General features: G+C 46.1%; 10 protein-coding genes. All 10 read right to left on the bottom strand.

Going from position 1 to position 9,224, the window contains the following annotated elements:
* A partial coding sequence (locus tag LUQ50_RS08565; RefSeq protein ID WP_300039172.1) for an NAD(P)-binding protein occupies positions 1–684 on the bottom strand: 684 nt, incomplete at its 3' end.
* A 90-nt stretch (positions 685–774) separates the two neighbouring features.
* Positions 775–1,398, bottom strand: coding sequence for an MBL fold metallo-hydrolase (locus LUQ50_RS08560; protein ID WP_300039169.1), 624 nt, complete (start codon positions 1,396–1,398; stop codon positions 775–777).
* A 58-nt stretch (positions 1,399–1,456) separates the two neighbouring features.
* Positions 1,457–2,056, bottom strand: coding sequence for an MBL fold metallo-hydrolase (locus LUQ50_RS08555; RefSeq protein WP_300039166.1), 600 nt, complete (start codon positions 2,054–2,056; stop codon positions 1,457–1,459).
* Positions 2,057–2,060: 4 nt separating this feature from the next.
* The gene (locus LUQ50_RS08550; RefSeq protein ID WP_300039163.1) at positions 2,061–2,669 is read right to left on the bottom strand and encodes a CheR family methyltransferase; all 609 of its coding nucleotides are present in this window, start codon (positions 2,667–2,669) and stop codon (positions 2,061–2,063) included.
* Positions 2,670–2,721: 52 nt separating this feature from the next.
* Complete coding sequence (locus tag LUQ50_RS08545) at positions 2,722–3,705, bottom strand: methyltransferase domain-containing protein (RefSeq protein WP_300039160.1); 984 nt, start codon at positions 3,703–3,705, stop codon at positions 2,722–2,724.
* A gap of 60 nt (positions 3,706–3,765) precedes the next feature.
* Positions 3,766–4,125 (bottom strand): response regulator, encoded by a 360-nt coding sequence (locus LUQ50_RS08540; protein ID WP_300039157.1) that lies wholly within the window; start codon positions 4,123–4,125, stop codon positions 3,766–3,768.
* Between the two features lie 86 nt (positions 4,126–4,211).
* Positions 4,212–5,345 (bottom strand): molecular chaperone DnaJ, encoded by a 1,134-nt coding sequence (dnaJ, locus tag LUQ50_RS08535; RefSeq protein ID WP_300039155.1) that lies wholly within the window; start codon positions 5,343–5,345, stop codon positions 4,212–4,214.
* Between the two features lie 9 nt (positions 5,346–5,354).
* Complete coding sequence (gene dnaK / locus LUQ50_RS08530; protein WP_300039151.1) at positions 5,355–7,202, bottom strand: molecular chaperone DnaK; 1,848 nt, start codon at positions 7,200–7,202, stop codon at positions 5,355–5,357.
* A gap of 5 nt (positions 7,203–7,207) precedes the next feature.
* Positions 7,208–7,762 carry a nucleotide exchange factor GrpE gene (locus LUQ50_RS08525; RefSeq protein WP_300039148.1) on the bottom strand — a complete coding sequence of 185 codons (555 nt, stop codon included), beginning with the start codon at positions 7,760–7,762 and terminating at the stop codon, positions 7,208–7,210.
* A gap of 559 nt (positions 7,763–8,321) precedes the next feature.
* Positions 8,322–8,921 (bottom strand): hypothetical protein, encoded by a 600-nt coding sequence (locus LUQ50_RS08520; RefSeq protein ID WP_300039145.1) that lies wholly within the window; start codon positions 8,919–8,921, stop codon positions 8,322–8,324.
* Positions 8,922–9,224: the final 303 nt, after the last annotated feature.

The following is a 9,224-nucleotide window of genomic DNA, read 5'->3' as shown; positions in this document are numbered from 1 at the left end:
TCTGAATCCGGTGCGAATCCGATCCTGGACCGGTCGTGCAATAGCCCGAATGAGTGTTTCAATTCCTCCGGTTTCAGGGTATGAGAAGACAGCCTGGTGTGAGTATCCTTCGGTCTGAAGGCCCACCGCGGATTTGATGATGTCTTCCACTGGTGGGCGGGGAACCCGGCCTTCAACCCAGTGAGCAGACATCTTGTCAAGCGGGTAGTTCCAGATCTTCTCATTATAGGGAACCAGGTATGCGTCAGCGATTCCGCTTCCAAAGGTATGATATATCCACTCTCTGAAATTCAGGGGTTCCTGAAGTTCTCCCTTCTCTGAAGCGATAGTGGTCTTGATAAACTCATGCAGACAAGTAAAGCAGTCCTCTTTTGCAAGTTCACTCAAACCATTTTCAAAGGGATATTTGATATAGCGATTTTTATAAAAAATCTTGGTATCTCTCTTTCGTTCACCCCGGTTCTCTTCCAGAACCCGATGCATGAATGAGAGAACCTCCTGATCCCGTGAAAAGATGATATGAGATCCACCAATATCAAATGTGAATCCGTCATTGGTTACTGATCTGCAGAGGCCACCGATTCGTGACTCCTGTTCAAGTACCTGAACTTCTTCACCCTGCTCGGAAAGAAGACGGGCAAGTGTCACTCCTGCAAGCCCGCCTCCAAGAATAAGCGTATTCACCTCTTATCAATGGGCAGTATAGGAATAAAGGAGTACCTGACAGGAAAATACGTTCATCAAAACTGGTGCGACAGATCGTATTGATTAGTATCAGATGATCCGACTTTTTCTCAGGTTTCTGAGTGATTGATTCAGAATCCGGTTACAGTCGTTAGTAATTGGCTCTCCATGCCCGGGATAAATAATATCTACCGGTAACTGCACCAGTTTCTCAAATGCCCTGACGAAAGATAGTTCGTAAGTTCCTTCGATTCCCCATATGATCAGAGGAGAGTCACCAGAAAATAGCAGTTTCTCTTCTCTGCAGTATACACAGATTGAATCAGTACTATGACCTGGAACATGAAACAACTCAAAGGTGGTTCCATGTTCCTGAACAATCTCCCCTCCTTTTATAACCTGATCAATTCCGTGGAGATACGCAGAGTAAGCATAACTGGTAATATTCCATGAATCTTTGATACTGTGAAGCATTTTGGTATGATCATAATGACTGTGTGTGAGGATGATCTGACACACGGGTTTCGTACCTGACTCCCTCTCTATCTCATGCAGCGTGTTCACAATACCGGGATCACAACCGGTATCAATCAGGATACCACAATCCTTTCCGTTCTCCTGCACTCCTGATACTCTTTCTTCAGACGATGGACTGCACAGGTATGCATTAGAGGTATACACCTCTGATCCGGCAGTCAGATTCCTAACCCTCATCGATCCCTCTCACCTTTCTGGTTTGGCATGATGATCATGGCCCCGCACTCCCCAATATTCAGAAAAATTTGCTCCCTTTAAGATTGCGGTATGATTCATCAAGCATATGTCTGACTCCGTCAACGATGGGATCTCCATGACCCGGATAGATCTCTTTCACCTCATAGGAACTGATTCGTTCAAATGTTAGAAGAAATGCCGGATCATAGATCCCGTCATTGGTATAGATTCTCATCGGCACATCTCCTGAGAAGAGAATTCCCTTCTCCTGACAGAAGTAACAGACCGAATCCTCACTATGGGTACCGCCCCAGATGACCTCGCACTCGTTATCGCCAATATGCACGATCTGCTGATCCTGTAATGGATGAATTCCAGGGATTCTGCTTTGTGGATGTGCATAGACCGGGACCGGGTAACGCTCAAGAATTTCTTTGAGGAGTCCGGCATGATCAAAATGTGAGTGGGTTAAGAAGATCTGGTCAACTGGTTTTTTTCCGATTCCGGTCCTGATTGTTCTGAGTTCTCCGATTACCCTGATATCGCGACCCACGTCAATGAGAGTGCTCTGATCACTCAGTTGCAGATACTCCCCTGTAATATGATAAACATTTGAGGTGTACTCAGTGCTCTGACTGGTCAGGTTATGGATCTGCATGCCATTATCCTATCTTTCTAAATATCTGGGCATTCATTACAATCTGTTCAAACTTTCCATTTAATTCATCAGGTAACTTCTGAGTGTGTTCGTGGAGCATAAAACCACCTACTTCAAGGGCATTCCAGAACATCATCCAGACTTTCATTCGTTCCTCTGGTGAAAAGTGAAGCAGAACATTTTTACAGATTATCAAGTGTAATCCTGATCGGATCGGTTCAAAGGAGAGGAGATCATGTCTGTTGAACTCAACTGTATTTCGAATCTCTTCAGATAAGATACACTGGGTTGTATTATCAGGATCGATGGTAAAATACCGTGCCAGAATATCTTCCGGTATACGTTCAAGATCTTTAACGGGATATCTCCCCTCTTCAATAATTTTTCCATAGTTTCCGTATTGATCCAGATCTGTTGCATAGATCCTGGTATTTCTGAAGAGGTATGGGCCGATTATTTCCCGGAGCAGGATTGCAAAGGTGTATGGTTCCTGTCCCATTGCACACCCGGCACTCCAGATCGAGATTCGTGATCTGCTCTGGATATACGGGTGCAAGTGTTCAATTGCCAGACGAAGGGTTTGAGCATCTCTGAAGAAGAACGTAAATGCCATTGTGGTTCTGCGAGCGCAGCCTCTCTTAAATCAATTATGTGTATTATTCAGATCAGCCTTTAATAGGTGACTGACCGTTATCATGCATAATCACCAGAATTCTTCGGGTAAGACTTCGATGTACCCGCTGTTCATAATATTCACAGATGGTAAAAAACCTGGCTACCAGTGGCCTGATGTCCCGGTGGGTTACGATAACCGATCTGAACCTTGGCTTTGTTACTCTGAGCATCTCAGCCAGAGCGTGTTGATAGAGATCATCAAGACCTGATCCAATGATAAATACTGACTGACCATAAGGCAGATCAGATACGATAAGATCTATTGATCCATCCGGGAACGGAAGATGTCTCACATCAGCGATGGCTGCCTGAGAACCGGGGAGGTTACGACGTGTGCCCTGAATCATGAAAGGATCTGCATCAGTTCCGATCGCAGTACAACCGATTAATTCTGATTCGATCTGTGTCCCCCCTGTTCCACAGAATGGATCGAGCACGATCTCGTCTGGCATGGCATGAGCCAGGTTTACCAGTGAGCGAATCATCCGCGGCATCATTACACCCGGATGAAAGAACTCACGGTTTCCTGGCTTTCGGTCGTGATAAGGGCCTCTGTCTAGTTCCCAGAGTACTGTCCCAAAGTAGATCCGATCCCCGGAAGCTATCGCTCTGAATATGGTTTTGGGTTCAGATACTGAAACCGGCCCTTCGATATATGTTCCAATCAGCCGCTCCATCTGGGTGGTTGAGAGGCTCATCTGTGAGCCATCCATCTTTTTAACTCTTCCACAGAATGGCTGGTCTGTCGTGATGTTAAGGCAGTTCAGCATATTGATAAAGGATTTTTCGTCTGCTGAGCATTCCCCCTGGTACTCCATAACCCGGTGCGTGTATGCGAGTCGCTGGACGGTCACCGGATCAGCAATATCTGCTATGGCAACCTGAACCCGGTGATCGGTAACCGTGCCCAGGCAGGATATCTCAGCACGGGGAATATCCGGATGTTCTCCCCAGAGCTCAAAGATCAATTTCACTGTCTACTGTTAGACGTGAATGAATAAAAGATGTAGAATGAAATGTGCTCAATCAACCAGTTATGCCAGTGCTGCATTGATCTTTTCGTTCAGGCTATCCTGCGTGAACGGTTTTACAATATATCCCTTCGCTCCGGAAGAGATTGCTTCCTGCACATGGTGTGACTGTTCTGATGCCGTACACATGATAATTCGTGCCTCCGGCTTCATTGCTTTTATCTTTTTTAATACAGCAAGTCCATCCATATCAGGCATAAGGATATCGAGAATTACCAGATCCGGAGAGAGCCGGGAAAAAAGTTCTATTGCCTGTTCTCCTGTTTCTGCTTCACCAATAACCTCATGCCCTCCCTTTTTTGCCATGATGCCTACGAGTCTTCGCATATATGCTGCATCGTCAACAAGGAGGAGACTGCCCATGTAGCTATTTTTACGCGTAAATCCAATTAAGGGTTTCCTATAAAGAGAAAAGTGGAGGTTGTCACAACCTCATGCCCGGATAACTATCAGCCCAGGATGGACTCAAAGAATCCTTTCTTATCGCCATCAGTTCTTGGCTTATGCCCTTCAAGTGCAATTATTTTCTCATACAACTCTTTGAGTTCACCATGAACGCTTTTTGGTATGAGCACTTCTATGAGAACAAGCAGATCTCCATGTCTTCCCCGGCGACGGATCCCCTCTCCGGCAACCCTGAGTCTTTTTCCTCCCTGGGTTCCAGGTGGAACTTTGACCTCAAGTTTTCTGTTGTCAATCGTCTCAATCTCGACTGAAGTTCCTAATACTGCCTGAGCTGGTGAAATTTGTACCTTGGTCCCGAGATTATCACCTTCACGCTGGAATCTTGAGTCCGGTCTGACATGCATCTCGATGTAGAGATCACCATTCGGTGCGCCAAAGTCACCTGCTTCACCATATCCCTCCATCCGCAGACGCATCCCGGTGTCAACTCCTGCCGGAATATGTACTGCTACCTTTCTGCGAACCTTTGCATGACCTGTTCCATGACAGGCAGAACACGGTTTTTCTGCAACCTTTCCCCTGCCATGACAGAGGTCACACGTCCCCTGTCTTATAAAATTTCCAAAAGGGGTCTGTGTCTGTTGCTTTATCTGTCCTGATCCACCACATTTGGGACAGTCTTTCTGCTTACGGTTTTCGCTGCCGGTTCCTTCACAAGTCTGACATGCTTCAGCATGCATCACCTCAATCTCTTTGTCAAGTCCGAAAGTGGCATCTTTTAGCGTAATGTCCGTTCGCATGAGGAGGTCGTCACCCCGTCGAGGCCCACGCTGTCTGCCACCACCGAAACCTCCGAAGATGTCACTGGCAAAGTCAAAGATATCTCCAAAGCCTGAGAAATCCGCGTTAAATCCGCCACTGTATCCGCCGCCGCCATACGATCCCTTCGAGGCGTTGGTGAAGTTTTCGTGCCCCATCTGATCATACTGGGCCCGTTTCTGGGCATCAGACAGGACACTATACGCCTCATTGATCTCCTTGAATTTATCCTCGGCGCCGGGATCCTTGTTTACATCTGGGTGATACTTCCGGGCAAGGTTGCGGTAGGCCTTCTTGATCTCTTTCTCATCGGCTGTTCGTGACACGCCGAGTCTGTCGTAATAATCTCCCGCAACCATGATTCAGGATCACTCCTTCTTCTCGGTGAAATCAGCATCGACGACATTGTCGTCAGCAGGTCCGGAGCTCTGTTCTCCACCGGATGCTCCTGCCTGCTGCTGTGCAGCCTGTTCTTCCTGGACCTTCTGATAGATTTTGGTGGTGATAGTGTATACTGCCTCGGTCAGATCCTCCATTGCTTTCTTGATCTGTTCGGAGTCAGTTCCTTCGAGTGCTTTCTTCACTGCATCGATCTGCTCACGTACCTTGGTCTTGTCAGCCTCTTCGATATTATCCTCAGAATCCTTGAGGAGTTTCTCTGCAGAGAAGACTGCCATATCAGCACTATTCCGGACCTCTATCTCTTCTTTCTTCTTGGTATCTTCTTCTTCGAACTTCTTTGCGTCCTCTACCATCCGGTCGATCTCGTCATCAGAGAGCTTCTTGCTACCTTTGATCGTGATCTTCTGCTCGTTACCGGTCCCGAGATCCTTGGCTGATACATGGATGATACCGTTTGCGTCGATATCGAAGGTAACTTCTATCTGGGGGATTCCCCGGGGAGCCGGTGGGATGCCGGTTAGCATGAACTTACCGAGCGTGAAGTTATCTGAGGCTAGTTTCCGCTCACCCTGCACCACATGGATCTCAACTGATGTCTGATTGTCTGCAGCGGTTGAGAAGACCTGGCTCTTCTTGGTTGGGATTGTAGTGTTTCGTTCGATGATTGGGGTGGCAATTCCTCCAAGCGTCTCAATAGAGAGGGTTAGCGGAGCTACATCAAGCAGAACGATATCGCTCGTCTCTCCACCAAGCACACCTCCCTGAATTGCTGCGCCGACAGCGACACATTCATCCGGATTGATCCCTTTGTCAGGCTCTTTTCCAAGGATATCCTTGACTTTCTGCTGCACGAGGGGAACACGGGTTGAACCACCTACGAGTAGTACGTGATCAATGTCCGCGGGTGTCATCCCTGCATCTGATAATGCCTGCTTGACAGGTCCTATGGTACTTTCCACAAGATTCCCGATGAGCTGCTCAAACTTTGATTTGGTCAGGTCGATATCGAGGAATTTTGGTCCGCTTGAGTCGGTAGTGATGTATGGCAGGTTTACGTTGGTCTTCTGCTTTTGTGAGAGCTCGATCTTTGCATTCTCTGAAGCATCACGCAGCCGCTGCATGGCCATTGGATCCTTGGTCAGGTCGATACCCTCTTTCTTCTTAAACTCCTCTACCAGGAAATCAGTGACCAGTTTGTCAAAGTCATCTCCACCGAGATGGTTATTTCCTGCAGTTGCCTTAACTTCGAATACTCCATCACCGAGGGTCAGGATAGAGACATCGAATGTACCACCACCAAGATCGTAGACCAGAACAGTCTTGTCTTCTTCCTTGTCGATACCATATGCGAGAGCACTTGCGGTTGGCTCGTTGATGATACGAAGAACTTCAAGACCTGCAATGGTTCCTGCGTCTTTGGTTGCCTGACGCTGGGCATCATTGAAGTATGCCGGAACGGTAATGACTGCTTTCTTAATCTCTTCACCCAGGTATGCTTCAGCATCACTCTTGAGTTTCTGCAGGATCATTGCAGAGATCTCCTGGGGGCTGAAGTTCTTTCCATTGAGATTGATTTTCTTGTCAGTCCCCATACTCCGTTTTACCGAGATGACGGTGTTCTGGTGGTTGGTGATAGACTGTCGCTTTGCAAGACTTCCTACAAGCCGCTCTCCATCTTTGGTAAATGCTACCACTGATGGTGTTGTCCTGCCTCCTTCAGCATTCGGGATGACGACTGCTTTGCCGCCCTCCATGATTGACATGCATGAGTTGGTAGTCCCGAGATCGATACCCAGAATTTTTTCACTAGCCATGTTGTTTACTCCTGTGATTGTTGTGGTTCGTTTCCACGTGATACGGTTACTTTTGCTGGTCTGATTACTTTGCTGTTCAGGCAGTATCCCTTACAGACTTCGTCACATACAGTTCCCTCATCCTTGTCTGAAGGAACATAAGCAATTGCATCGTGTCGGGCAGGGTCAAATGGTTCACCTGAAGATTCATAGGGCTGGATTCCCTGTCTTTCAAGGACGTTCTCAAATAGTTTTTTTATCTGAGTCATCCCTTCATGATCTCCTCCTTCTGCAATCAGGGCACGATCAAGACTGTCAGCGACCTCTAGCATATCCTTAGCAAACCGCTCAATTGCTGAGTTGGTTCGAAACTCCATATCCCGTGTACTTCTCTTTCGGAAGTTCTCGAAATCAGCTGCAAGCCGCAGATATCGATCATGAAGATCATCATATTCGCCCTGCAGGATCTCGAGGGGTGATCGTTCATCCTGAGGGGGAGATTCCTCAGGGATGAGTTCTCCCGCTTCACCCTGATCATCTCTGGGTTCCTGCGGAGCCCCTTCATCTGCGGAATTAATCATACGTGGTCACCATATCTGTTGTAATGTGCGACTATATATATTTATTCTAGCAATTGCAATCGCTACTACATAACTATTGTCCATTCATCATTAATATTTTCACTTATTTCTTTTAAAATCTAAAATTAAAGTAAAATTTTAAAAATCTGAATTTACGTGATACTAACTTTAGGTTACTGTCAAAAATTTTTCAGAAATCCTGCATATAGTGAGATTCCATGAGCACAGATCGAACTTAAGAATGAATATCGCAGATCAACTTCGGTTAGAAGACAGGTTAGAACAGTCTCAGTAAGGATCACCCCTCTCTCAAGGAGCCAGAGGGGGAATGAAGAAGAGCCAGGCAGAGTTCAACAGCGGGGTTGTAATGCTATTGACAAGGATGGCATAGATCAAGAGCTTCCCGTGTTCTTTCCTGATGAAGAGAAACAGTAACAGGTACTTGAGAAAAACCGTCGTAATAAAAACAGATCAGTACAGGAAGAAGCAGATTCACCGCATTTTCCGCCTGATCAGGACACACACTATCGTTGATAATGGTACCTGCCAATCACCTGTGTTATATCTTCTCCATTAATGAGTCAACAGAGAATTCCTGACTGATATCATTCACAAGATCCTGATTGTTTATCCCTGGTTCTGGTTGTGCTGATTCCTCCAGAGTAGTTCCATTCTCATAATAGTAGATGGTTTTTATTTTTGTAACGTTCAGTGTCTGGGCTGTGATGTCGTTTATCTGGAGTAAAACGGTGAGATTGGTTACCGGTATTGTATCATTGAGGGTGGTTGCAACCGGGAGTGATAGATCTGAAGTTGCAAGCGGAGCAGTTTCAAGGTAGGGGGAGAGATTTTTTCGTTCAAGGTCAACAGTAGCCAATTCTGCCCTTACTGACGGATCTAATTTATCTTTTCTGATTGCGTGCAGAGTAAACCCATCCTGTTTATACCCCCCTTCAAATGTCCCGTTTATTACCAGTACGGGGTAATCAAAATTCCAGATCTCACTGCTTGTCAGAAACTGAAAATCCGGAAATTCAGCGGTGTTGTTAATAACATATTGATAATTATACGGTTTCATCCCAATAATTGGAGTATCAGCTACCAGGGGAGCAGTAAGAAATCCAATCATTAGTAATACTGTGACTATGTAAGTTCGCATCCCCGTTCTCCTGATGGTAATTCAATCAGTGTAAGGAAAGAGTTTGTGGAACAGATACTACGGCGCATAGCAGGTTGTGTCAGGAGGTTGCGGCTCGGTACCTATTCTGGTAATCCCCGTTTGAATGATCATATCGGGTATTTGAGCCCTCTGGTTTGCACTTCGCTGATGTGGCATTAAAATTTGAATTATTGTAAGTATTCAGTGATCTGAAGTTACCGTCCTTTTTTCATTTTATTTTTCTACAAAATCTTGCAATTGGAACTTATTTTGGAATATTAGGTGAACCGAAAGTTATATCGA

This window comes from Methanospirillum sp. (assembly GCF_028679455.1).
Classification (GTDB): domain Archaea; phylum Halobacteriota; class Methanomicrobia; order Methanomicrobiales; family Methanospirillaceae; genus Methanospirillum.
Note: the sequence above shows the minus strand (reverse complement) of the source record. Positions and strands in the feature narration are given on the sequence as shown.

Bases quoted from the DNA above. Each gene is read 5' to 3' on its own strand.
- LUQ50_RS08560 (WP_300039169.1), bottom strand. From the start codon at position 1,398: ATGAGGGTTAGGAATCTGACTGCCGGATCAGAGGTGTATACCTCTAAT.
- LUQ50_RS08555 (WP_300039166.1), bottom strand. From the start codon at position 2,056: ATGCAGATCCATAACCTGACCAGTCAGAGCACTGAGTACACCTCAAAT.
- LUQ50_RS08550 (WP_300039163.1), bottom strand. From the start codon at position 2,669: ATGGCATTTACGTTCTTCTTCAGAGATGCTCAAACCCTTCGTCTGGCA.
- LUQ50_RS08540 (WP_300039157.1), bottom strand. From the start codon at position 4,125: ATGGGCAGTCTCCTCCTTGTTGACGATGCAGCATATATGCGAAGACTC.
- dnaJ (WP_300039155.1), bottom strand. From the start codon at position 5,345: ATGGTTGCGGGAGATTATTACGACAGACTCGGCGTGTCACGAACAGCC.
- dnaK (WP_300039151.1), bottom strand. From the start codon at position 7,202: ATGGCTAGTGAAAAAATTCTGGGTATCGATCTCGGGACTACCAACTCA.
- LUQ50_RS08525 (WP_300039148.1), bottom strand. From the start codon at position 7,762: ATGATTAATTCCGCAGATGAAGGGGCTCCGCAGGAACCCAGAGATGAT.
- LUQ50_RS08520 (WP_300039145.1), bottom strand. From the start codon at position 8,921: ATGCGAACTTACATAGTCACAGTATTACTAATGATTGGATTTCTTACT.